Here is a 22,016-nt window from a genome sequence, read left to right on the forward strand (position 1 = left end):
CGGACTCTGCCGTCCGGGCCCCCGAGCGGCTACCGCCAGCGGCTGACCTCGACGTTTTCCAGTACGCCGAGGGCGTCCGGTACGAGGATGGCCGCGGAGTAGTAGGCCGTCACCAGGTATGAGATGATCGCCTGCTCGTCGATGCCCATGAAGCGGACCGACAGGCTGGGCTCGATCTCGTCCGGGATGCCGGTCTGCTGGAGCCCGATGACGCCTTGCTCCGCCTCACCCGTCCTCATGCAGATGATCGACGTGGTCCGGGCGTCGGTGACCGGGATCTTGTTGGACGGGAAGATCGGCACGCCCCGCCAGGCCGGCACGTGGTGTCCCCCGACGTCCACGCTCTCCGGCACCAGACCGCGTTTGTTGCATTCGCGGCCGAACGCGGCGATGGCCCGCGGGTGGGCGAGGAAGAGCTTGGAGCCGCGGCGACGGGAGAGCAGTTCGTCCATGTCGTCGGGGCTGGGCACCCCGTCGTGCGGCTGGAGGCGCTGCCCGTAGTCGCAGTTGTTGAGCAGGCCGAACTCCCGGTTGTTGATCAGCTCGTGCTCCTGGCGCTCACGCAGCGCCTCGACCGTGAGCCGCAACTGCTGCTCGGTCTGGTTCATCGGCTGGTTGTAGAGGTCGGCGACCCTGCTGTGGACCTTCAGCACGGTCTGGGCGACGCTCAGTTCGTACTCGCGTGGCGCCGCCTCGTAGTCGACGTACGTGTGCGGGACGACGGCTTCGCCGACATGGCCGGCGGAGAGGTCGATCTCCGCTTCGCCGTACTTGTTGGTGCGCTGCTCCGGGATGCTGAGCAGCCCGGCGAGATGGGCGCGGAGCGATTCCGCGCGCTCGGCGAGGTTCAGCACATCGGCCCGGCGCAGCGTCAGCACCGTACAGGCGGTGACGGCACGGGCCGTGTACTCCCATACGGCGTCGCCGTCGATGAGGGCCTGGTCGCCGAAGTAGGCCCCGTCGGCGTGGACCCCGAGCACCGTCTCGGCCCCGTAAGGACCGGTGCCGACCTTCTGGACCTTGCCGTGCGCCAGCAGGAAGACGCGGTCCGCCGCGTCCCCGGAGTTGGCCAGCACCTGGCCGGCGGCGATGTCGCGCTGCTCGCACCGGCGGGCCAGCTCACCGAGCACCTCCTCGTCGCCGAACTCCCGCAGGGCGGGAAGCTCTCCGAGCTCGGCGGGGATGACCGAGACCCGGTCACCCGTCTGCACGAAGGTCACCCGGCCGTCCCCCACCGAGTAGCTCAGCCTGCGGTTCACCCGGTACGTGCCGCCCTGCACCTGCACCCATGGCAGCGTCTTCAGCAGCCACCGTGAGGTGATTTCCTGCATCTGCGGAGCGGACTTGGTGGTCGTCGCGAGGTTCCGCGCCGCCGCCGTGCCCAGACTCTGCTGCGGCGGCACCGGCGCGTTCTGAACCTCTTCACCAACGGACATCTGACGTCCTCTCGATCATCGGCTGACCTGCGCGAAGAAGCCTTTCAGCACGGAGAGTCGCCACGCCATTACACAAAAGAGTGTGACTATTCGGGCTTTGGGCTGGGCACGACGCTCGGCAACACCCATCCGGTGCCCGCGAGCACCGTTAATTTGCATCATCGATGCAAATTATCTAGCGTGACCGTCATGCGGCTGACGAGATTCACCGACGTGGCGCTGCGCGTACTGATGCGCCTCGCCGTCGTGGAGAACGAGGACCCGCCGACCACCCGGGAGGTGGCGGCGACCATGCAGGTGCCGTACACCCACGCCGCGAAGGTCGTGGCCAAGCTCCAGCACCTCGGCCTCGTCGAGGCACGCCGGGGCCGCGGCGGCGGGCTCAGCCTCACCGGAGCCGGCCGGTCCGCCTCGATCGGCGAACTCGTCCGGGAACTGGAGGGGCCGGGTGACGTCGTCGAATGCGAGGGCACCACACCCTGCCCCCTGCGCTCGGCCTGCCGGCTGCGCGGCGCCCTGCGCCAGGCGGAGGAGGCCTTCTACGCCTCGCTCGATCCGATCACCGTCTCCGAACTCGTCGCCTCCCCCACCGGACCGCTGCTGATCGGTATCAGCAGGGGCCGCCCGGGCGCCGACTGAGCCGGGACCGAACCACCACACACCTCCGCCCACCCCACATCCTCCGCACCACGTGCACCACCGCCCCGCTTCTCGCTGCCCAAAAATACGAATCTCACATACCAATTAAAGGTCAGGAGTCACCAATGCTCTCCGAGTCGTCGACCGCCACCGTCCGTGCCACCCTCCCCGCCGTGGGAGCGGCCATCGGAGACATCGCCGATCTCTTCTACCGCAAGCTCTTCGACGCCCACCCCGAGCTGCTGCGCGACCTCTTCAATCGAGGCAACCAGGCGTCCGGCGCCCAGCGTCAGGCCCTCGCGGGCTCCATCGCCGCCTTCGCGACCCAACTGGTCGAGCACCCGGACACCCGCCCCGACGTGATGCTCGGCCGGATCGCCCACAAGCACGCCTCGCTCGGCGTCACCGCCGCGCAGTACGACATCGTGCACACCCATCTGTTCGCCGCCATCGCCGAGGTGCTCGGCGACGCGGTCACCCCGGACGTCGCCGCCGCCTGGGACGAGGTCTACTGGCTGATGGCGGGCGCGCTGATCTCGATCGAGGAGCGGCTGTACGCACAACAGGGCGTCGTCGCCGGCGATGTGTGGCGCGAGTGGGAGGTGACCGCCCGGATCGAGGAGACCACCGATGTCGCCACTTTCCAGCTCCGCCCGGCCGACAACGCGGCCGCCCCCGACTTCCGCCCCGGCCAGTACGTCTCCGTACAGGTGGAACTCCCCGACGGGGCCCGCCAGATTCGCCAGTACAGCCTCTCCAGTGCCCCCGGCTCAACGCTGCGCTCGATCACCGTCAAGCGGGTGCACGGCGACGGCTCGCCCGACGGCGAGGTCTCCCGTCACCTGCACACCGAAGTCGGGGCCGGTGACCGGCTGCGGGTCTCCGCCCCGTACGGCGATCTCGTGCTCCACTCCTCGGACGCCCCGCTCCTGCTCGCCTCCGCGGGCATCGGCTGCACCCCGATGCTCTCGATGCTGGAACACCTCGCGGCGACCGGACACCGCGCCCCGGTCACCGTCGTGCACGGCGACCGCTCCCCCGCCGACCACGCGATGCGCACCGACCACGCCCAGCTCACCGGCAAACTCCCCGACGCCACCGCCCACTTCTGGTACGAGGACCCGGAGCCCGGCCACCCCGCCGACCGCACCGGACGAGTCGACCTGAGCGGTCTCACCATCGCCCCCGGCACCCACGCCTACCTCTGCGGTCCGCTGCCCTTCATGCGTGCCGTACGCACCCAGCTGCTGGCCCAGGGCGTCCCCGCGGCCGACATCCACTACGAGGTGTTCGGCCCCGACCTGTGGCTCGCCCAGGACTGAGCCTGCCGGGCCCGCTCCGCCACGGAGTGATCGCCAAGGACGGCACGGTCCACCTGGTCGGCTACGGCAGGGCCAACCATGCCGGGCTCGGCGACGACGACGTACCGCGCGCCGTCGTCGCCGAGAAGCGCCTCCCGTCCGCCAACGAGACCAATACCGACGGAAACAGACGCTTCTACGGCTTCGAGTGCGAAAATCCCGGCGACGGCGAGGATCCCTGGCCCGCCACCCGGCTCGAAGCCGTCGACAAGGCCGCCGCCCCGATCTGCCGTCACCACGGCTGGACCTCCCGCTCGGTGATCGGCCACAAGGAGTGGATGCCCGGCAAGGTCGACCCCCGCGGCTTCTCGATGGACTCCATGAGGAACCGGGTCCACAACCCCCTGAAGTGACCCGCGCCCGCGCCCCTCCGCACGGCACGCCACCGCACGGCGACAATTGCGGCATGCCCCCTTCCGAAGCTCTCGACCTCTCCCGCCTGCGGCCGGCACTCCCCTCGCCCCTGCAACCGGCCGAGGACGACCGCTTCGCACGCCGTGGCGTACGGCTGCTGCTCAAGCGCGACGATCTGATCCACCCCGATCTTCCGGGCAACAAGTGGCGCAAACTCTCCCCCAACCTGCGGACCGCCGCGGGGCGCACCGTGCTGACTTTCGGCGGCGCGTACTCCAACCATCTGCGGGCCACCGCAGCCGCCGGCCGCCTGCTCGGGTTCCCCACCGTCGGGGTCGTGCGCGGTGACGAACTGGCCGACCGCCCCCTCAACCCCTCGCTCGCCCGATGCGCCGCCGACGGGATGACCCTGCGTTTCGTGGACCGTACGACCTACCGCGCGAAGGCCGATCCAGAGGTCCTGGCGGGGCTGCTGAGCTCCTTCGGGGAGTGCTGCGTCATCCCGGAGGGCGGCAGCAACGCCCTGGCCGTACAGGGCTGTACGGAGCTGGGCCACGAACTGCGCGGCCGTGCCGATGTGGTGGCGGTGGCCTGCGGCACCGGGGGCACGCTCGCCGGTCTCGCCGCCGGTCTCGCACCCGGGCAGCGCGCCCTCGGCATCCCGGTGCTGCGCGGCGGCTTCCTCGGCGACGCGGTACGGGAACTGCAGCACGAGGCCTTCGGCGGACCGGCCGGGTCGTGGTCCCTGGACGAACGCTTCCACTTCGGCGGCTACGCCCGTACGACGCCGCAGCTGCACGCCTTCGCGGACGACTTCGAGCAGCGGCACGGGCTGCCCGTCGAGCGGCTCTACGTCGCCAAGCTGCTCTACGCGCTCACCACACTGGCCGAGGAGGGCGCGTTCCCTGCGGGAACCACGGTCGCGGCCGTCATCACAGGCCGCCCGTAGTCATCCCCTCATGGGCACATGCGCTCCTTATGAGCCCATGCGCCGAAGCCACATCCTCAAGGCGCCTCCGACTCCTCCCGGTAGGCCGCCGCCTCCTCCAGGTCGAGCCGTCTGAGCAGGGTGCGAAGCATCTCGTCGTCGATCTGCCGCTCGTCCCGCAGCCGTACGAAGACCTCGCGCTCGGCGTCGATCATTTCCCCGGCCAGGCGCCGGTACGTGTCGTCCGCCGACTCCCCGGTCAGCGGGTTGGCCGCGCCCAGCCGCTCCCACACGGCGTTGCGGCGGCGCTCCAGGACGGTGCGGAGTCGGTCGGTGAGCGGTCCCGGCAGAGAGTTGCGCCGGTCGGTGAGCAGCTCCTCCAGGCGTGTCTCGGCCGCCGTGGACGCCTCGCTCTGCGCCTGCGCCTCGGCCAGTGTCTCCGCCGTCGCGTCGCGTCCCGGCAGCTTCAGGACGCGCACCAGCAGCGGCAGGCTGAGCCCCTGGACGACGAGAGTGCCGATGACGGTGGTGAAGGTCAGGAACAGCACCAGGTTGCGGGCCGGGAAGGCGTGCCCGTCGGAGGTGACGAACGGGATGGAGAAGGCGATGGCGAGCGACACGACCCCGCGCATCCCGGCCCAGCCGACGATCAGCGGCGCCTTCCAGTTCGTCTCCGGCTCGCGCAACCTGATCCGTCTGGACAGCCACCGGGGCAGGTACGTCGCCGGATAGACCCAGAGGAAGCGGACCACGACGACGGCGAGGAACACGGCCAGCGCGTACCAGAGGGCGTCCGCCACCGCGTACGTCCCGAGCCCCTTCAGTACGAAGGGCAGCTGGAGTCCGATCAGCGCGAAGACCGCGGACTCCAGGATGAACGCGACCATCTTCCAGACGGCCGCCTCCTGGAGCCGGGTCGCGAAGTCGACCTGCCAGGACCGGTGGCCCAGATAGAGCGCGACGACGACCACGGCGAGCACGCCGGAGGCGTGCACGCGTTCGGCCGCCGCGTACGCCACGAAGGGGATGAGCAACGACAGCGTGTTCTGCAGCAGGGCTTCCTTGAGGTGCGTACGGAGCCAGTGCAGCGGCACCATCAGCGCCAGGCCGACCACGACGCCGCCGACCGCGGCCAGGAAGAATTCTCCGATCCCGGCCGCCCAGCTCATGCCCTCGCCGACGGCGGCTGCGAGCGCCACCCTGTAGGCGGTGATCGCGGTGGCGTCGTTCACCAGGGACTCCCCCTGCAGAATCGTCGTGACGCGGCCGGGGAGCCCGACCCGGCGTGCGATCGCGGCAGCCGTGACCGCGTCCGGCGGAGCGACGACCGCGCCGAGCACCAGCGCCGCGGTGAGCGGCAGGTCGGGCACGAGACGGTACGCCAACCACCCGACCGCGACGGTCGCGAACAGGACGTAACCGACGGAGAGCAGTGCGACCGGCCGGAGATTGGCCCGCAGATCGAGGTACGAACTGTCGACGGCCGCCGTGTAGAGCAGCGGCGGCAGCAGCAGCGGCAGCACGACGTGCGGGTTCAGGGTGTACGTCGGCACCCCGGGCACATACGAGGCGATCAGCCCCGCCGCGACCAGCAGTAGGGGGGCAGGTACGGGGGTGCGGCGGGCGGCCCCCGCCACAGCCGCACTGACAGCGACCAGTGCCACCAGCGGCAATGCGTCCATTTCACGGTCCTCGCATCCGTCGTAACCTGACAATCATGAGTGAATGCCCGCACGTGTCCGAGCTGCCGCGACCCGAACCGGCTCCGCTCAGCGAGACCTGCCTCGGCTGCCTCGCGGCGGGCAGCCACCCGGTGCAGCTGCGGCTCTGTCTGGCCTGCGGCCATGTCGGCTGCTGCGATTCGTCGCCGCTGCAGCACGCCACGGCGCACTTCAAGGAGACCGGCCATCCGGTGATGCGGAGCTTCGAACCGGGCGAGAGCTGGCGCTGGTGCTTCGAGGACGGTTCGATCGTCTGAGGTCTGGGTACGTCAAACCGGCGCCGGTTGTTCGTAATTGACCACCGCAGACCCCTACCCACTGTGTGTACTCATGGGCTTACCATGAGTGACAGTCATGGGTTGGGGCCTGGCGACACGGCATCATGGATCGCGATAGCGTCACCGGGCCAGAACCGAAGACGTACCGCATGGCTCCGGGGCACCCTTCCCGGATCCTCGAAAGAGTTTGTGCCACCTTGGAGGTGAGGGTGTCCCAGATCGCAGGCGAGCCCGGGAATCAGGACTTCGTAGAGGTCCGGCTGCCCGCTGCGGGTGCCTACCTGTCGGTGCTGCGTACGGCCACGGCCGGTCTCGCAGCGCGCTTGGACTTCACCCTCGACGAGATCGAGGATCTTCGCATCGCGGTCGACGAGGCCTGCGCGATCCTGCTTCAGCAGGCCGTGCCGGGCTCCGTCCTCAGCTGCGTCTTCCGGCTCGTCGAGGATTCTCTCGAGGTGACGGTGTCGGCGCCGACGACGGACGGCCGGGCGCCGGAGCGCGACACCTTCGCCTGGACGGTGCTCTCCGCACTGGCCGGAAAGGTCGACTCCTCGGTGGCCGATGACCGTACGGTCAGCATCAGCCTGTACAAACAGCGCGGCGCGGGACCCGGGCCGGCGTGAGCAACGGGAACGGGGACGGTCCTGTGCGGGACGAGACGATGCGACCAGGGGTGGTGCGCGCAGCAGGCATCCCGGAGCAGCAGGCCCTGCCCCATCCGGAGGACGGGGCGGACGGGCCTGCGGGCCGTACGATCGCGGTGGAGCAGTCGCAGGCGGAGCGGGCAGGCCAGATGAGCGAGCACGGGCACCACGATCCACACGACCGCAGCGGGGCGCGGGCGCTGTTCATCGAACTGCGCGAGCTTCCCGACGGGTCGCCCGAGAAGGCGGAGCTGCGCAATCAGCTGGTGCGGATGCATCTGCCGCTCGTGGAACACCTGGCCCGCCGGTTCCGCAACCGCGGCGAGCCGCTGGACGATCTGACCCAGGTCGCCACGATCGGCCTGATCAAGTCGGTCGACCGGTTCGACCCGGACCGCGGCGTCGAGTTCTCGACGTACGCGACGCCCACGGTCGTCGGCGAGATCAAGCGCCACTTCCGCGACAAGGGCTGGGCGGTCCGGGTGCCGCGCCGGCTCCAGGAACTGCGACTCTCGCTCACCACGGCGACCGCCGAGCTCTCCCAGCAGCACGGCCGCTCGCCGACGGTGCACGAGCTGGCGGAGCGGCTGGGCATCTCCGAGGAAGAGGTCCTGGAGGGCCTGGAATCGGCCAATGCGTACAGCACGCTCTCGCTGGACGTGCCGGACACGGACGACGAGTCCCCGGCGGTCGCGGACACGCTGGGCTCCGAGGACGAGGCGCTGGAGGGCGTCGAGTACCGGGAGTCCCTCAAGCCGCTGCTGGAGGACCTGCCGCCGCGCGAGAAGCGGATCCTGCTGCTGCGCTTCTTCGGCAACATGACCCAGTCGCAGATCGCGCAGGAGGTCGGCATCTCGCAGATGCACGTGTCGCGGTTGCTGGCCCGCACACTGGCGCAGCTGCGCGAGCGGCTGCTCGTCGAGGAGTAGCGCGAAGGGCCGATACGAGCGCGCGGGAGAGCGGGAGCGTCACGCCCGTGCGGTACGCGCGCCCCGGGGCGGTCGACGGCGCCCGAGGACCGCCTCCCGGGCCCCGGCTCAGGCGTCCGGGGTGGTGCCGCCGGACGTGGCCTCCGAGGAGGCGCCCGGGCGGCGGATGCCGAGTGCGTCGATCGTCGTCGGCCTGACCAGCTGGTAGAGCGCGGTCAGGACCACCGCGGCGAGGACGATCCCGGCCGGGATCAGCGCACCGTGGGACCTCAGCAGCGTCCAGGCCACCGGGAGCGCGATGATCTGGGTGATGAGCGCGGGGCCGCGGCTCCAGCTGCGCCGCCGCAGCAGGCCACGCGTGGCGATCAGCGGGATCAGGCCGAGCGCGATCAGCGTGAGGCCGCCCATCTCCGCCTGCTGCGGGCTCTCGGGGCGGCCGAGCAGCCCCATGACCAGCATGTAGACCCCGCCGAGGACGAGCGCCGCTCCCTCCAGGGCGGTGAGTCCGGCCACGAGCGTGATCCTGCTCGGCTTCGCCGGTTCGACCGACGGCAAGGGCGACGACGAGGAGGGCGTGTTCTGCTGAGTACTCACCCTTGCAGGTTGGCATCCCGGCGCCGCGAAAGCGAAGCCGGGGTGGGAACGCGCCCGGGCCGTCACCGAGCGTGAAGGTCATGGGGCAGGACTTCAGTGCGATACCGCGCGGTAGGTAGTCTGGCCGTCATGCGCGCACTTCTCGTGGTCAATCCAGCTGCTACCACCACCAGTGCGCGGACGCGTGACGTGCTCATTCACGCGCTGGCCAGCGAGATGAAGCTGGAGGCCGTGACCACGGAGTACCGGGGCCACGCCCGGGACCTGGGGCGGCAGGCCGCGGACTCCGAAGAGATCGACCTGGTGGTCGCCCTGGGCGGCGACGGCACGGTCAACGAGGTGGTCAACGGTCTGCTCCACAACGGCCCCGACCTGGACAAGCTGCCGAGCCTCGCGGTGGTTCCCGGCGGCTCCACCAATGTTTTCGCGCGTGCCCTGGGCCTGCCCAACGACGCCGTGGAGGCGACCGGCGCGATCCTGGACGCACTCGCCAACCGCACCGAACGTACGGTCGGTCTCGGGCTGGCGGCCGGCACCCCCGGCACGGAGGACGAGTCGGTCCCCGAGCGCTGGTTCACATTCTGCGCCGGGCTCGGATTCGACGCGGGCGTGGTCGGCCGGGTCGAACAGCAGCGCGAACGCGGCAAGCGGTCGACGCATGCGCTGTACGTACGTCAGGTGGTCCGGCAATTCCTGGAGGAGCCGCACCGGCGGCACGGGCTGATGACACTGGAGACGCCCGGGCGGGAACCGGTCACCGACCTCGCGCTGTCGATAATCTCCAACACGGCCCCCTGGACCTACCTGGGGAATCGCCCCATGTACGCGTCCCCGAAGGCCACCTTCGACACCGGTCTGGACGTGCTCGGACTGAAGCGGCTGTCCACACCGGCGGTCGCGCGCTACGGCACCCAGCTGCTCACTTCGAGCCCCGACAAGGGCCCTCGCGGCAAGCATGCCGTTTCACTTCATGACCTCACGGACTTCACCTTGCATTCAAAGGCTCCACTCCCCTTCCAGATGGACGGCGACCACTTGGGAGTGCGTACCAGCGTGACGTTCACAGGCGTACGCCGTGCACTGCGTGTGATTGTGTGAGTAGAAGAGACCAAAGTCCTTTAACTCGAACGTTTGGGCTGGACTCCACCCCATAGAAGTACGGCTGTGACCTAGTCGACACCGAGGAATCAAAAAAAACTTTCCAGAAGGGGTTGTATCCGCCGCTGAGGTTTGCGAATCTCTACATGGCGATCGGGACGGCCCGCAACAACGGCCTCCACTGAGAGCCAGAACCCCTCCTCACTGCACAGGACCACAACCAGTTCATCTGGGCGTCGGACCTTCATCTGCGGGGGGATTCGTGAAAGCGTTCACATTCACAAGCAACTGATGTAATACCAAGGAGAGGTAGCAGCCATGGACTGGCGTCACAACGCCGTTTGTCGTGAGGAAGACCCCGAGCTGTTCTTCCCCATCGGCAACACCGGTCCTGCGCTGCTGCAGATCGAGGAAGCCAAGGCCGTCTGCCGTCGCTGCCCCGTCATGGAGCAGTGCCTGCAGTGGGCGCTCGAGTCCGGCCAGGACTCCGGCGTCTGGGGTGGCCTCAGCGAGGACGAGCGCCGCGCCATGAAGCGCCGTGCGGCTCGCAACCGGGCGCGTAACGCCAGCGCCTGATCCGACGCCACCGCTACGAGCCTCAGCCAGGCGGCGCGTACAGAGCGTACGCACAACCCCGCCCCCCGAGTCGCAGCGCGCAGTACCCCCGAAGCGCATGCATGAACAGTGAGCCCGGACCGTGATCGACGGTCCGGGCTCACTGCTGTGTTCGCGTCGGCCGGTCGGCCGGCGGGGCTACTTATGGGCGCGGACCGGAATGTCGAGGACGACCTGGGTGCCGCGCTCGGGGGCCGGGACCATCCCGAAGCTCCCGCCCAACTCGCCTTCCACCAGCGTCCTGACGATCTGGAGCCCCAGATTGCCGGCGCGCTGCGGGTCGAAACCCTCGGGCAGACCGCAGCCGTCGTCCTGAACGGTGATCAGCAGCCGCGTCTCGGCGGAGGAGCCGCCGCGTACCGCCGACACCTCCACCGTGCCGGACTCGGCGAGGGTGAACGCGTGCTCCAGGGCGTTCTGCAGAACTTCGGTGAGCACCATCGCGAGCGGTGTGGCCACCTCGGCGTCGAGTATGCCGAAGCGGCCCGTACGGCGGCAGGTGACCTTGCCCGGGGAGATCTCGGCGACCATCGCGATGACCCGGTCGGCGATCTCGTCGAACTCCACTCGCTCGTCCAGATTCTGGGACAACGTCTCATGGACGATGGCGATCGAACCGACGCGCCGTACCGCCTCGTTGAGCGCCTCGCGGCCCTGCGCCGAGTCCATCCGGCGGGCCTGGAGCCGCAACAGGGCCGCGACGGTCTGGAGGTTGTTCTTCACCCGGTGGTGGATCTCCCGGATGGTGGCATCCTTGGTAATCAACTCCCGCTCGCGGCGGCGCAGTTCGGTGACATCCCGGAGGAGGACCAGGGAGCCGATCCGGACCCCCTTGGGCTTGAGCGGGATCGCCCGGAGCTGGATCACCCCGCCCGCGCACTCGACCTCGAACTCGCGGGGCGCGTAACCGCTGGCGAGTTTGACCAGGGCCTCGTCGACCGGGCCGCGGGAAGGGGCCAGTTCGGCGGTGATCCCGCCGAGGTGCTGGCCGACCAGGTCGGAGGCGAGGCCGAGGCGGTGGTACGCGGAGAGGCCGTTGGGGCTGGCGTACTGGACGACCCCGTCGGCGTCGAGCCTGACCAGCCCGTCGCCGACGCGCGGCGACGCGTCCATGTCGACCTGCTGGCCGGGGAACGGAAAGGTCCCGGCGGCGATCATCTGGGCCAGGTCGGAGGCCGACTGGAGGTAGGTGAGCTCCAGCCGGGACGGCGTGCGTACGGTCAGGAGATTGGTGTTGCGGGCGATGACCCCGAGGACCCGGCCCTCACGGCGTACGGGGATCGACTCGACGCGTACCGGAACCTCCTCGCGCCACTCCGGGTCGCCCTCGCGCACGATCCGGCCCTCGTCCAGCGCCGCGTCGAGCAGCGGACGGCGGCCGCGCGGTACCAGGTGGCCGACCATGTCGTCCTGATAGGAGGTGGGGCCGGTGTTGGGCCGCATCTGGGCCACGGAGACGTAGCGGGTGCCGTCGCGGGTGGGGACCCACAGCACGAGGTCCGCGAAGGAGAGGTCGGAGAGCAGCTGCCACTCCGAGACCAGCAGATGCAACCACTCCAGGTCGGTGTCACTGAGGGCTGTGTGCTGGCGGACGAGGTCGTTCATGGAGGGCACGTGTGCGAGCGTACCCGCGGACGGGTACGGGTTTCGAACCGAGCGGCCCGGCCGTACGTGCAAGGAGTACGGGCACCGGAAATTGCGGTGCTCCTACGGATGGACATGGGCGAATGGTCTAGTCCACAATGCTCAAGACAGAGCTTCCGCTCTCCCCGCACAGGAGAGTGGATCGAGGCACCCGCGCTCTCTGCCCTGACCGCGCAGGCGCCTCTCCCCGGCCGGGGGCACCGCACACCGCCGGCCGAGCGGACCGTCCGACGCCCAGGCGATGGCCGGTCCGACTCCGGGCTGCGGCGCCGAACGGGCCGAGGGTCCCGTCCCGGCGCCGCGGCCCGCGGGTGTTTCCACGGGGCCGGGCAGGGGTCGCCGCCGGAGGTGCCCGCTGCGACGACCAGGGTGTCCCGGAGGTCCGGTTCGACGCCCTACGCGATCCCGGCGACCTCCTCGTCGAGCCCGGGCGCGCCCCGGCCGAGGATGCGGCGCAGCGCCGCATCCTGTTCGGGCATCTGGCCGGACGGGATCGGCCTGGCCGCTTGCCTCCCCCGGCAAAAAACATGACGGACGGGCACCTGTCGGCAAAGTGCGGCCGGGACGGGCAAGGCTGCCATGTCCGTGTTACCTGGTTCTGCTAGATTGGACCACGATTGGTCTATACCACATTGACTCGACTCCTCAGATCGGCAGGCCCCGCGTGGAAGTTGTCATCGTCCCGGACGCCAAGGCAGGCGGCGAACTCATCGCAGAGGCCATCGGCGCACTGCTGAGCCGCAAGCCCGACGCCCTTCTCGGCGTTGCCACCGGCTCTACCCCGCTGCCCATCTACCAGGCGCTGGCGGCCAAGGTCCGCTCCGGCGCCGTGGACGCCTCGCACGCCCGCATCTGCCAGCTCGACGAGTACGTCGGGCTGCCTGCGGGCCACCCCGAGTCCTACCGCTCCGTGGTGCTGCGCGAGGTCGTCGAACCGCTCGGCCTGTCCGAGGCGTCCTTCATGGGCCCGGACGGCTCCGCCGAGGACGTCCTGGCCGCCTGCCAGGCGTACGACAAGGCGCTCGCCGAAGCCGGCGGGGTGGACCTGCAGCTCCTCGGCATCGGCACTGACGGTCACATCGGCTTCAACGAGCCGTGCTCCTCGCTCGCGTCCCGCACCCGGATCAAGACGCTCACCGAGCAGACCCGGATCGACAACGCGCGCTTCTTCGACAACGACATCACGCAGGTACCGCACCACGTGATCACCCAGGGCATCGGCACCATCCTGGAGTCCCGCCACCCGATCCTGCTCGCCACCGGCGAGGGCAAGGCGGACGCCGTGGCGCAGACGGTGGAGGGGCCGGTGGCCTCGATCGTGCCCGCGTCCGCGCTGCAGCTGCACCCACACGCGACGGTGGTGGTGGACGAGGCCGCGGCGTCGAAGCTGAGGCTGGCGGACTACTTCCGCGCCACGTATGCGGCGAAGCCGCTGTGGCAGGGGCTGTAGTCGTCCCGGACGCGGCGAGAGGGCCGGGGGACCCGTGGTGGGTGTCCCGGCCCTCTCGTGTGCCGTGGCGTGTCCGGGGACTGCTCTGCCCTCGAACACCGGACGGGCTTGATTCGGCCCCCGGGTGACGGGGAGGCATCCCTACCGGGGAGACGAGTTTTGTCCTCGATCGCCGGACCGGCTTGATTGGCCGGAGGAGGGTGTGACGGGACTGGATTGCCCGAGGCCGGTGTGACGGGAACGGATTACCCGAGGCCGGTGTGACGGGCTTGATCGGCCGGAGGCGGGTGTGACGTGGCCCCTCGTTCCGCGTCACGCCCCGCTTCCGGGCCTCGGAGCTCAGGCCCCACGGGCTTCCGTGCCCCCGGCGATGACCTCCGCTGCCGCCAGGCCGCACACGCGGGCCGCGCCATGGGTGGCGATGTGCAGGGCGCCCCTGGGGGCCGCCTGCGGGACGCCCATTTCGACCACGACCGTGTCCGGGCGCTGCGCCACCAGGCCGTCGATGGCCTCGGCCGTCCAGGCGTGACGGTGGACGTCGCGGACGACCACGACGATGCGCCGCTCCCCCGCGGCCCGCAGCAAGGCGGCCACGGGTGCCTCGGTCTCGCTGCTGTACGTGTCGGTCTCCGTGCCCGGCACCAGTCGGCCCAGCTCCGCCGCGACACCCCAGGGCGTCTCGTCGCCGACCGCGATGTTCGAGGCGGAGGTGAACGCCGCGACGTACGCCGGTTCGGTCAGCGGCCCCGCGGAGCCGGTCACCCGCACCGCGCGGCGGGCGGCGACCAGGCCGATGTCGGAGCCGACTCCGGCGCCGGGCGCGGTCCCCTCCTGCGCTGCCGAACCCGACTCCGAACCGGCCCTCTTGGCCCCCTGCGTCCAGGACGCGAGGGCGCGTACCCGTGCGGCCGCGTCCGCGAGCCGCTCCTCGGCGAGCTCACCGCTGCGCACCGCTGCCACCAGCGCGTCACGCAGCCGCTGCACCGTGCCGTCGTCCTCGAGCCCGCCACCGACACAGAGGGCGTCGGCCCCGGCGGCGATCGCGAGGACGGAGCCCCGCTCGATGCCGTACGTCGCCGCAATGGCCTGCATCTCCACGGCGTCGGTGACGATCAGGCCGTCGTACCCCAACTCCTCGCGCAGCAGACCGGTGAGGATCCGTGGGCTCACTGTCGCGGGGCGGTCGGGGTCGAGAGCGGGCAGCAGGATGTGCGCACTCATCACGCATTTGGAACCCGCGGCGATGGCGGCCCGGAAGGGCACCAGTTCACGCGCGTACAGCGTCTCCAGGTCCACGTCGATGCGCGGCATCGCGTGGTGCGAGTCGATCGCCGTGTCGCCGTGCCCGGGAAAGTGCTTGGTGCACGCGGCGACTCCGGCGGCCTGGAGGCCCTCGATGTACGCGGCGGTGTGCCGGGCCACGAGTTGGGTGTCGGCGCCGAAGGACCGCACGCCGATGACCGGGTTGCCCGGGTTGGAGTTGACGTCGGCGGACGGCGCCCAGTTGAGGTTGACGCCGCACTCGGCCAGCCGGCGGCCCAGTTCCTGGGCGACCGCGCGGGTCAGCGCCACGTCGTCGACGTGGCCGAGCGCGAGGTTACCGGGGAAGGAGGAGCCGGTGCGCACCTCCAGGCGGGTGACGTCCCCGCCCTCCTCGTCGATCGCGACGAGGAGGTCGTCGCGCCCGGCCCTGAGCTGGGCGGTGAGCGCGGCGACCTGCTCCGGCGTCCGGATGTTTCGGCCGAACAGGGCGACGGAGGCGAGGCCTTCGTCGACCCGGCGCAGCACCCAGTCCGGTGCAGTGGTACCGGTGAATCCGGGCTGCAGGACGGCGAGGGCGTCGCGGGTGACGGTGTCCGTGGTGGATACAAGGGTGGACATGGAGCGGTGTTATCCCTTCACGGCGCCGTCGGTGAGACCGCTGACGGCCTTGCGCTGCAGGTAGATGAAGAGGACCAGGATCGGGATCGCGAAGAGCGAGGAGGCGGCCATGGTCGCGCCCCAGTCGTCACCGAACGCGGTCTGGAACTGGGAGAGCCACAGCGGCAGGGTCTGCGACTCGATGTCCTTGTTGAGGATGAGGACGAGCGGGAATTCGTTCCAGGCGGTGATGAAGCCGAAGAGCGAGGTCGCCATCAAGCCGGGGCCGAGCAGCGGCAGGATCACCTTCATGAAGGCCTGGGGGCGGGTGCAGCCGTCGACCATGGCCGACTCCTCCAGTTCCTTGGGCACGGCGGCAACATAGCCGCGCAGCGTCAGGATCGTGAAGGGCAGGACCATCATCATGTAGAAGGCCGTCAGCGGGACCAGGCTGTTCAGCATGTCCGTGTCGCGGACGAGCATGTAGACCGCGATGACCATGACTTCCCAGGGCGCCATCTGCGCGACCATGAAGGTCAGCAGGATGCCTCGCCGGCCCTTGAAGCGCATGCGCGCCATCGCGAAGGACGCCAGCAGCGCGATCACGAGTGAGGCAGCCACGGAGATCAGGGTGACGGTGAACGAGTTCCCGACCAGGGTCCAGAAGTGGTCCGCCCGGACAGCCTTCTTGAAGTGCTCGAAGGTGATGTCGGTCGGGAACCACACCGGGGTGTCGGTGATGATGTCGCCGGTCGGCTTGAACGCCGTGCTGAACATCCAGTAGACAGGGAAGGCGAAGCCTATGAAGAGGACGACAGCCGTCGCGTTGGGCCAGATCCGGCCGAACAGTGAGCGCCTCACAGCTCGTCCTCCTCTTGCTTCAGTACCGTGCGCAGGTAGTAACCGGTCAACGCCAGCAGGACGATGATCGTCAGGAACGAGATGGCGGCACCCATGCCGAAGTGCTGGTTGCCGACACCTTCGACGAAGGCGTAGACGGGCAGGGTCTCGGTGAGCCGGTCGGGGCCGCCGCCGTTGATGGCGAAGAGCTGGGCGAAGGACTTGAAGACCCAGATGACTTCGAGGAACGTCGTGGCCAGCAGGAACGGCTTGAGGAACGGGAGCGTCACCGAGGTGAAGCTCTTCCAGGTCCCGGCGCCGTCGAGCGAGGCGGCCTCGTACAGCTCCTTGGGGATCGTCGTGGACGCGGCGTACAGGTTGATCGCCACGAACGGGATGGACTGCCAGACGATCACCAGGGTGACCAGTGAGAAGGTGGAGAACTGGCTGCTCGTCCAGTTGTAGTCGGCCATCGAGTGCCAGCCGAGGCTGTCGAGCACGTAGTTGACGACACCGAAGCGCTGGGCGAACAGCCACTGGTACACCGTGGTCGCGGCGATGATCGGCATGGCCCAGGCGAGGACGAGGCCCAGCATGAGCAGCAGGCGCATCTTCTTGCCGAGGCGGGCGAGCAGCAGGCCGACCAGCGTCCCGAGCAGCATGATCAGGACGACGTTGGCGGCGGTGAAGAAGACCGAACGTTCGACGACCTTCCAGAAGTCCGAACTGCCGAGGACCTCCTTGTAGTTGTCGACGCCGTTCCACTCGGTCAGGTGTTGGATCAGCTGGCGCGGGTTGAGGTTCTGGAACGACAGCATGCCGTTCTTGACCAGTGGGTAGCCCAGCAGCAGCGCCGTGGCGAGCAGTGCGGGCAGGAGGAGCAGGTACGGGGCCGAGCCTGAGCCCCGCTTCGTTCGCAAGGCGGCTGGGCCGCCGGGAGGCGCGTCATCCTTGCGGACACCGGCTGCCGGGACCGAGTCCACTCGTTCGGTCTGCACTGACATGCTCGCCATCTCTTCTTGGGCCGTACACGTTCAAGACACGCGGGCGCGCCGGGGGGGCGGTCGGTCCCCGTCCCCCGGCGCGTGCGATCAGCTCTTCTGCGAGAGACGCTTGTTGATCTCGGCCTCGACCGCCTTGGCGGCATCCTCGGGGCTCTTGCCGTTCAGCACCGAGGTCATGTAGCTCTTGATCGGGTTCGGCGCGTTCTCGACCGCGGCCCACTCGGGGATGAGCGGGGTGGTGCCACCGGCGGAGGCGGCCGGGGCGGCGGCCTCGGCGGCGCCGTTGCCGGTCAGGTTGGAGTTGAGCGACTCCTTGTTCGGGATGACGCCGTTCTCCTTGGCCAGCTGGCCCTCGAACTGGTCGGACAGGGCGAGCTTCAGGAACTCCTTGGCGAGGTCCTGCTTCTTGCTGCCCGCGGCGACCGCGAAGTTGGAGCCGCCGAGGAAGACGCCCTCGGGCTTCTCGGCGGTCTCACCCGGGATGGTGAAGTAGCCGATGTCGCTCTCGATGGCCTTGTTGGCGGCGATGGCCGTGCCGGCCTCCCAGCCCATGCCGATGAAGGCACCGACGTTGCCCTTGGCGAAGACCTCGGCCTGCTGCGGGGTGGCCTCGTCCTTGTCCTTGGGGGCCTTGGAGTACGACTGGTACTTCTTGTAGAGCTCCATGGCCGCGGTGACCTTGGGGTCGGAGAGGTTGGAGACGTACTTGTCGCCTTCCTTCTTCACCAGGTCGGCACCCTGGCCGATGGTCAGGCCGTCGAAGAAGTACCAGTTCTGGCCGGGCAGGTAGATCGGCTCGGCCTTGCCCTTCTTCTTGATGGCGTCGAGGTCCTTGAAGAACTCGTCACGGGTCTTCGGGGTGTCCTTGATGCCGGCGTCGGCCCAGACCTTCTTGTTGTAGATGACGACGCGGTTGGCGAAGTACCACGGGGCGGCGTACTGCTTGCCGTCGAAGACCGAGGACTGGTTGAGGGACTCGGTCCAGTCGCCGCCGATCTCCTTCTTGAGGTCGCTCAGGTCGGAGAGGCCACCGGTGGCCGCGTAGGCGGGGGTCTGGGTGTTGCCGACCTCGATGACGTCCGGCGGGGTCGACTCGGAGAGCGCGGTGGTGATCTTCTGCTGAATGCCGTCCCACTTCTGGGTCTCGAACTTCAGCGTGGCGCCGGTCTTCTTCTTGAAGGCCGCGGTCAGGTCCTTGGTCCAGCCGGGAGGCGTGGAGCCGTCCATGGCCCAGACGGTGAGGGTCTCACCCTTGTAGCTGTCCGGGCCGGTCTTCTTACCGCTGTCGCTGCCGCCGTCGTCGGACCCGCACGCCGCCAGGCCGATCATCATGCCCGCGACGCCGATCGCCGCGATGAGCTTGCGCTTCACGCCAAACCCTCCTCAGGGATACTGCAACCCCGCCCACCGCGAAGACATTCGACGAGTACTGCTGGGGCTGGACCTGGTCTTTAATGGTTTAGACCAGTACCGGGAGCTTGGCCTAGACCTTTAGGGGTGTCAAGGGTGTATAAGAAGTGCACTCGCGTCCGTTATAGGACCGACATCTAAGGGAGGGCGACGTCCCGTGACGGGACCGTGCCACCATGTGAGCCGCGACAGACGGAGGAGCCGGTGACGGCAGCAACACAGCAGTCGGGAAGGCGGGCCATGGGTGCCGACGGGGGCAGTACGGAGAACGAGACGGGCGCGACCACGCGGACGGCGCGCGTACCGAAGTACTACCGGCTGAAGCGTCATCTCCTGGAGATGACGGACACCATGCCGCCGGGCACTCCCGTGCCCCCCGAGCGGACCCTGGCAGCCGAGTTCGACACCTCGCGCACCACCGTGCGCCAGGCCCTCCAGGAACTGGTCGTCGAGGGTCGGCTGGAGCGCATCCAGGGCAAGGGGACCTTCGTCGCCAAGCCGAAGGTCTCCCAGGCCCTCCAGCTCACCTCGTACACCGAGGACATGCGCGCACAGGGACTGGAACCGACGTCCCAGCTGCTGGACATCGGTTATGTCACGGCCGACGACACGCTCGCCGGGCTGCTCGACATAACGACCGGTGGCCGAGTGCTGCGGATCGAGCGGCTGCGGCTCGCCAGCGGGGAGCCGATGGCGATCGAGACCACCCACCTTTCGGCCAAACGCTTTCCCGCGCTGCGCCGTTCACTGGTGAAGTACACCTCTCTCTACACGGCACTGTCGGAGGTGTACGACGTACGGCTGGCCGAGGCCGAGGAGACCATCGAGACCTCGCTCGCCACCCCGCGCGAGGCCGGGCTGCTCGGTACGGATGTGGGCCTGCCGATGCTGATGCTTTCGCGGCATTCGCTGGACGGACGGGGCGAGCCGGTGGAGTGGGTGCGCTCGGTCTACCGCGGCGACCGGTACAAGTTCGTGGCCCGCCTTAAGCGGCCGACGGACTGAACCCGCCGCGGCGACCGACTGCTCCCGGTCACCGCACTCCGTACGCACAGCCACATCGGCCCCCGTGGAATCCGCCACTCCACAGGGGCCGTTCGCACGCCCTGGCCCGGACCAACTCTCGTACGTTTGGCAATATTCCGAACATTCGAGCCCACTCACGGGACCGTTGCCGGACCGCAATGCGGACAGGGGGTGACGGTGACCGGAAGCCTCCCCTAGATTTCCTGCGCATTACACCAGGTGATCAGCGAGGGGACGGAGTCGCCGCATGTCAGCAGACCCAGAAGGAAAACCACCGACCGTCACACCGGTGCGCGTGGTCATTGCCCTCTGTCTCATCGCGCCGTTCGTGGCGATGCTCTGGGTGAGTTCGTACGCGAAGGTGGACCCCACCTTCATCGGCATTCCGTTCTTCTACTGGTACCAGATGCTCTGGGTGCTGATCTCCACCGCGCTCACGATGATCGCGTACAAGCTGTGGCAGCGTGACCAGCGCGCCCGCAAGGGGGGTGCGTCAGCATGAAGGACGGCGTGAACGGCGTCGCTCTCGGCGTCTTCATCTTCTTCTTCGTGGCCGTCACGGTCATGGGCTTCCTGGCGGCACGCTGGCGCAAGGCCGAGAACGAGGCCAGCCTCGACGAATGGGGCCTGGGCGGACGGTCGTTCGGCACCTGGGTGACCTGGTTCCTGCTCGGTGGCGACCTCTACACCGCGTACACCTTCGTCGCCGTGCCCGCGGCGATCTACGCGGCGGGCGCGGCCGGCTTCTTCGCCGTGCCGTACACCATCCTCGTGTACCCGCTGATCTTCACCTTCCTGCCGCGGCTCTGGTCGGTCTCGCACAAGCACGGCTACGTGACCACCTCGGACTTCGTCCGCGGACGCTTCGGCTCGAAGGGGCTCTCGCTGGCGGTCGCCGTCACGGGCATCCTCGCCACGATGCCCTACATCGCGCTCCAACTCGTCGGCATCCAGGCGGTGCTGGACGTGATGGGCGTCGGCGGCGGTGAGAACACCCACTGGTTCATCAAGGACCTGCCGCTGCTGATCGCGTTCGCGGTGCTCGCCGCGTACACCTACTCGTCCGGTCTGCGGGCGCCCGCGCTGATCGCGTTCGTCAAGGACGGGCTGATCTACCTGGTCATCGCGGTGGCGATCATCTACATCCCGATCAAGCTCGGCGGCTTCGACAACATCTTCGCCAAGGCAGGCGAGGCGTTCTCGCAGACCAACCCGGCGACCGGCAAGCCGCGCGGCGCGCTCGCGCCGGGCGAGGCGGGCCAATGGGGTTACGCCACCCTGGCGTTGGGCTCGGCGCTGGCGCTGTTCATGTATCCGCACTCGATCACGGCGACGCTCTCCAGCCGCAGCCGCAATGTGATCCGGCGCAACACCACGATCCTGCCGCTGTACTCGCTGATGCTGGGCCTCCTGGCGCTGCTCGGCTTCATGGCGATCGCCGCCGGGATCAAGGTCGACAACGGCCAGTTGGCCATCCCGCAGCTGTTCGAGAACATGTTCCCGGACTGGTTCGCGGGCGTCGCGTTCGCCGCCATCGGCATCGGCGCGCTGGTGCCTGCCGCGATCATGTCGATCGCCGCGGCGAACCTCTTCACCCGCAACATCTACAAGGACTTCCTGAAGCCCGACGCGACCCCGGAGCAGGAGACCAAGGTCTCCAAGCTGGTGTCGCTGCTGGTGAAGGTCGGCGCGCTCGCCTTCGTCCTCACCATGGACAAGACGGTCGCGATCAACTTCCAGCTGCTCGGCGGGATCTGGATCCTGCAGACGATGCCGGCCCTGGTCGGCGGCCTGTTCACCCGCTGGTTCCACCGCTGGGCGCTGCTCGCGGGCTGGGCGGTCGGCATGGTGTACGGGACGGTGGCCGCGTACGGCGTCGCCAGCCCGACCCAGGCGCACTTCGGCGGCTCGTCCAAGGAGATCCCGGGGATCGGCGAGATCGGCTACATCGGTCTCACGGCGTTCGTGCTGAACGCCGTGGTGACCGTGGTGCTCACCTTCGTCCTGAACGCCGTGAAGGCGCCCGCCGGGGTCGACGAGACCTCGCCGGCCGACTACACGGCCGACGCGGGCGACAAGGGCGTCCAGGTGGAGCTCCCGCCGGCCACGGCAGGGGCGCCGGGCGGCGGCCACTGACGGCCGCTCCCACAGCCGCACGGACGGCCCGTCGAGCCCCCTCCAGCGG

The 22,016-nt window shown here is 69.1% G+C and carries 20 protein-coding genes and 1 pseudogene; 13 read left to right on the top strand and 8 right to left on the bottom strand.

What is annotated here, in order from left to right; genetic code table 11:
* Nucleotides 1-29: 29 nt before the first annotated feature.
* A complete protein-coding gene (locus ACFU8Q_RS22185; RefSeq protein WP_384456611.1) occupies nt 30-1,436 on the bottom strand; it encodes a family 2B encapsulin nanocompartment shell protein in 1,407 nt (468 codons plus the stop codon).
* 189 nt (nt 1,437-1,625) lie between these two features.
* Between ACFU8Q_RS22185 and ACFU8Q_RS22190 the strand changes: the two genes are divergently transcribed.
* The 4 genes and pseudogenes from ACFU8Q_RS22190 (at nt 1,626) to ACFU8Q_RS22205 (ending at nt 4,739) form a co-directional block, all read left to right on the top strand.
* Nucleotides 1,626-2,075 (top strand): RrF2 family transcriptional regulator, encoded by a 450-nt coding sequence (locus ACFU8Q_RS22190; RefSeq protein ID WP_384456615.1) that lies wholly within the window; start codon nt 1,626-1,628, stop codon nt 2,073-2,075.
* 125 nt (nt 2,076-2,200) lie between these two features.
* On the top strand, nt 2,201-3,397 hold the full coding sequence (locus tag ACFU8Q_RS22195; protein WP_384456618.1) for a globin domain-containing protein: 1,197 nt from the start codon (nt 2,201-2,203) through the stop codon (nt 3,395-3,397).
* 2 nt (nt 3,398-3,399) lie between these two features.
* Nucleotides 3,400-3,789: pseudogene (locus ACFU8Q_RS22200) on the top strand (N-acetylmuramoyl-L-alanine amidase); the annotation flags it as partial.
* Nucleotides 3,790-3,842: 53 nt separating this feature from the next.
* Entirely contained in the window at nt 3,843-4,739 is an 897-nt protein-coding gene (locus ACFU8Q_RS22205; RefSeq protein ID WP_384456620.1) for a 1-aminocyclopropane-1-carboxylate deaminase/D-cysteine desulfhydrase, read from the top strand.
* Between the two features lie 56 nt (nt 4,740-4,795).
* Here ACFU8Q_RS22205 and ACFU8Q_RS22210 read toward each other — a convergent pair whose 3' ends face one another.
* Nucleotides 4,796-6,400: a Na+/H+ antiporter gene (locus ACFU8Q_RS22210; RefSeq protein ID WP_384456623.1), complete on the bottom strand. Its 1,605-nt coding sequence runs from the start codon at nt 6,398-6,400 to the stop codon at nt 4,796-4,798.
* A gap of 35 nt (nt 6,401-6,435) precedes the next feature.
* Between ACFU8Q_RS22210 and ACFU8Q_RS22215 the strand changes: the two genes are divergently transcribed.
* The 3 genes from ACFU8Q_RS22215 (at nt 6,436) to ACFU8Q_RS22225 (ending at nt 8,290) form a co-directional block, all read left to right on the top strand.
* Nucleotides 6,436-6,696, top strand: a complete 261-nt coding sequence (locus ACFU8Q_RS22215) for a UBP-type zinc finger domain-containing protein (RefSeq protein WP_384456628.1) — start codon at nt 6,436-6,438, stop codon at nt 6,694-6,696.
* Nucleotides 6,697-6,926: 230 nt separating this feature from the next.
* Nucleotides 6,927-7,340, top strand: coding sequence for an anti-sigma regulatory factor (locus tag ACFU8Q_RS22220; protein WP_148839137.1), 414 nt, complete (start codon nt 6,927-6,929; stop codon nt 7,338-7,340).
* Nucleotides 7,341-7,390: 50 nt separating this feature from the next.
* A complete protein-coding gene (locus tag ACFU8Q_RS22225; protein WP_384456631.1) occupies nt 7,391-8,290 on the top strand; it encodes an RNA polymerase sigma factor SigF in 900 nt (299 codons plus the stop codon).
* A 108-nt stretch (nt 8,291-8,398) separates the two neighbouring features.
* Here the strand turns inward: ACFU8Q_RS22225 and ACFU8Q_RS22230 are convergent, their stop codons facing one another.
* Complete coding sequence (locus tag ACFU8Q_RS22230; protein ID WP_384456655.1) at nt 8,399-8,803, bottom strand: hypothetical protein; 405 nt, start codon at nt 8,801-8,803, stop codon at nt 8,399-8,401.
* Nucleotides 8,804-9,013: 210 nt separating this feature from the next.
* On the opposite strand from ACFU8Q_RS22230, the gene ACFU8Q_RS22235 reads away from it, so the two are divergent.
* The gene (locus ACFU8Q_RS22235; protein ID WP_384456634.1) at nt 9,014-9,982 is read left to right on the top strand and encodes a diacylglycerol/lipid kinase family protein; all 969 of its coding nucleotides are present in this window, start codon (nt 9,014-9,016) and stop codon (nt 9,980-9,982) included.
* A gap of 318 nt (nt 9,983-10,300) precedes the next feature.
* Nucleotides 10,301-10,558 (top strand): WhiB family transcriptional regulator, encoded by a 258-nt coding sequence (locus ACFU8Q_RS22240; protein WP_003953983.1) that lies wholly within the window; start codon nt 10,301-10,303, stop codon nt 10,556-10,558.
* A 177-nt stretch (nt 10,559-10,735) separates the two neighbouring features.
* Here ACFU8Q_RS22240 and ACFU8Q_RS22245 read toward each other — a convergent pair whose 3' ends face one another.
* Nucleotides 10,736-12,202 (bottom strand): histidine kinase N-terminal domain-containing protein, encoded by a 1,467-nt coding sequence (locus ACFU8Q_RS22245; protein ID WP_384456659.1) that lies wholly within the window; start codon nt 12,200-12,202, stop codon nt 10,736-10,738.
* A 703-nt stretch (nt 12,203-12,905) separates the two neighbouring features.
* Here ACFU8Q_RS22245 and nagB point away from each other — a divergent pair.
* Complete coding sequence (gene nagB, locus ACFU8Q_RS22250) at nt 12,906-13,691, top strand: glucosamine-6-phosphate deaminase (protein WP_384456636.1); 786 nt, start codon at nt 12,906-12,908, stop codon at nt 13,689-13,691.
* Nucleotides 13,692-14,030: 339 nt separating this feature from the next.
* Here nagB and ACFU8Q_RS22255 read toward each other — a convergent pair whose 3' ends face one another.
* The 4 genes from ACFU8Q_RS22255 to ACFU8Q_RS22270 all read right to left on the bottom strand — a co-directional run bounded on the left by ACFU8Q_RS22255 (nt 14,031) and on the right by ACFU8Q_RS22270 (nt 18,766).
* Nucleotides 14,031-15,572, bottom strand: a complete 1,542-nt coding sequence (locus tag ACFU8Q_RS22255; protein ID WP_384456639.1) for a glycoside hydrolase family 3 protein — start codon at nt 15,570-15,572, stop codon at nt 14,031-14,033.
* 9 nt (nt 15,573-15,581) lie between these two features.
* The gene (locus ACFU8Q_RS22260) at nt 15,582-16,412 is read right to left on the bottom strand and encodes a carbohydrate ABC transporter permease (RefSeq protein ID WP_384456642.1); all 831 of its coding nucleotides are present in this window, start codon (nt 16,410-16,412) and stop codon (nt 15,582-15,584) included.
* Complete coding sequence (locus ACFU8Q_RS22265) at nt 16,409-17,395, bottom strand: carbohydrate ABC transporter permease (protein ID WP_384456645.1); 987 nt, start codon at nt 17,393-17,395, stop codon at nt 16,409-16,411. The genes ACFU8Q_RS22260 and ACFU8Q_RS22265 overlap by 4 nt, the downstream gene beginning before the upstream one ends.
* An 87-nt stretch (nt 17,396-17,482) precedes the next feature.
* Complete coding sequence (locus tag ACFU8Q_RS22270) at nt 17,483-18,766, bottom strand: extracellular solute-binding protein (protein WP_384456648.1); 1,284 nt, start codon at nt 18,764-18,766, stop codon at nt 17,483-17,485.
* A gap of 279 nt (nt 18,767-19,045) precedes the next feature.
* Between ACFU8Q_RS22270 and ACFU8Q_RS22275 the strand changes: the two genes are divergently transcribed.
* From ACFU8Q_RS22275 to mctP, 3 genes are all read left to right on the top strand, one after another.
* Nucleotides 19,046-19,810, top strand: a complete 765-nt coding sequence (locus tag ACFU8Q_RS22275) for a GntR family transcriptional regulator (protein WP_384456662.1) — start codon at nt 19,046-19,048, stop codon at nt 19,808-19,810.
* 268 nt (nt 19,811-20,078) lie between these two features.
* Nucleotides 20,079-20,333: a DUF3311 domain-containing protein gene (locus ACFU8Q_RS22280; protein ID WP_351256559.1), complete on the top strand. Its 255-nt coding sequence runs from the start codon at nt 20,079-20,081 to the stop codon at nt 20,331-20,333.
* Nucleotides 20,330-21,967, top strand: coding sequence for a monocarboxylate uptake permease MctP (gene mctP / locus ACFU8Q_RS22285; RefSeq protein ID WP_384456652.1), 1,638 nt, complete (start codon nt 20,330-20,332; stop codon nt 21,965-21,967). Before ACFU8Q_RS22280 ends, mctP begins: the two co-directional genes overlap by 4 nt.
* Nucleotides 21,968-22,016 lie beyond the last annotated feature (49 nt).

Origin of the sequence: Streptomyces sp. NPDC057543 (genome assembly GCF_042801895.1) — a bacterium.
Lineage (GTDB): Bacteria > Actinomycetota > Actinomycetes > Streptomycetales > Streptomycetaceae > Streptomyces.

Coding starts and splice junctions, on each gene's coding strand:
- ACFU8Q_RS22205 (WP_384456620.1), top strand. CDS start 3,843: ATGCCCCCTTCCGAAGCTCTCGACCTCTCCCGCCTGCGGCCGGCACTC.
- ACFU8Q_RS22190 (WP_384456615.1), top strand. CDS start 1,626: ATGCGGCTGACGAGATTCACCGACGTGGCGCTGCGCGTACTGATGCGC.
- ACFU8Q_RS22195 (WP_384456618.1), top strand. CDS start 2,201: ATGCTCTCCGAGTCGTCGACCGCCACCGTCCGTGCCACCCTCCCCGCC.
- ACFU8Q_RS22265 (WP_384456645.1), bottom strand. CDS start 17,395: ATGTCAGTGCAGACCGAACGAGTGGACTCGGTCCCGGCAGCCGGTGTC.
- mctP (WP_384456652.1), top strand. CDS start 20,330: ATGAAGGACGGCGTGAACGGCGTCGCTCTCGGCGTCTTCATCTTCTTC.
- ACFU8Q_RS22215 (WP_384456628.1), top strand. CDS start 6,436: ATGAGTGAATGCCCGCACGTGTCCGAGCTGCCGCGACCCGAACCGGCT.
- ACFU8Q_RS22235 (WP_384456634.1), top strand. CDS start 9,014: ATGCGCGCACTTCTCGTGGTCAATCCAGCTGCTACCACCACCAGTGCG.
- ACFU8Q_RS22240 (WP_003953983.1), top strand. CDS start 10,301: ATGGACTGGCGTCACAACGCCGTTTGTCGTGAGGAAGACCCCGAGCTG.
- ACFU8Q_RS22185 (WP_384456611.1), bottom strand. CDS start 1,436: ATGTCCGTTGGTGAAGAGGTTCAGAACGCGCCGGTGCCGCCGCAGCAG.
- ACFU8Q_RS22210 (WP_384456623.1), bottom strand. CDS start 6,400: ATGGACGCATTGCCGCTGGTGGCACTGGTCGCTGTCAGTGCGGCTGTG.
- ACFU8Q_RS22255 (WP_384456639.1), bottom strand. CDS start 15,572: ATGTCCACCCTTGTATCCACCACGGACACCGTCACCCGCGACGCCCTC.
- ACFU8Q_RS22245 (WP_384456659.1), bottom strand. CDS start 12,202: ATGAACGACCTCGTCCGCCAGCACACAGCCCTCAGTGACACCGACCTG.
- ACFU8Q_RS22275 (WP_384456662.1), top strand. CDS start 19,046: ATGGGTGCCGACGGGGGCAGTACGGAGAACGAGACGGGCGCGACCACG.
- ACFU8Q_RS22280 (WP_351256559.1), top strand. CDS start 20,079: ATGTCAGCAGACCCAGAAGGAAAACCACCGACCGTCACACCGGTGCGC.